Origin of the sequence: Streptomyces djakartensis (assembly GCF_014651075.1) — a bacterium.
Lineage (GTDB): Bacteria > Actinomycetota > Actinomycetes > Streptomycetales > Streptomycetaceae > Streptomyces > Streptomyces djakartensis.
On sequence record NZ_BMWE01000074.1, the window covers coordinates 1 to 636 of the forward strand.

The 636-nt window shown below is 41.7% G+C and carries 1 pseudogene; it reads left to right on the plus strand.

Going from position 1 to position 636, the window contains the following annotated elements:
* Positions 1-636: pseudogene (locus IE212_RS34525) on the plus strand (NBU/pMV158-type mobilization protein); the annotation flags it as partial.

Sequence of the window (636 nt, forward strand, 5' to 3'; positions counted from 1 at the left end):
GAACTATCATGCGCACATGATCTTTGACTGGACGGACGGCCATACAGGAAAAACTGTAAAGCTGAACAGACACGACATGGCGGAGATGCAGACTATAACAGCAGAGTGTCTCAACATGGAACGTGGAGTTTCTTCAGACAAGAAACACTTGTCGGCCATGCAATACAAAAACAAAATGGAAACAGAGAAAGCTGAACAACTTCAAAAAGACATCGAGCAACTAAACAGGGCATACACTGCCGGAACCGAGAAAATCACCACAGTCCAAAAGGAACTTAGTACGGCACAAAAAGAGCTAAACAGCATGAAAACCGACATACACATCAACGAAGCCAAAGAAGCTGCCGCAAAAGCCGGAAAAACCGTATTTAATGCCGTTACAAGCGTCTTTAATGTAGGGGAAGTAAAACGACAAGCCAAAGAAATTGAAACCCTCAAAAAAGAAAATTATAACCTCTCATTCAAGAATCAAAATTTAGAAGGACAATTAAGAACCAACAACATCGAGATGCGAAGGGTACAGGAAACAACCGACAGACAGATAAAGGCAGAAGCATCCAAACTAAAACCCATAACCAACCTTTTTCCGGAAATGGAAAATGCACAGGAAAATATAGAGGAACTCCAAACTATGGG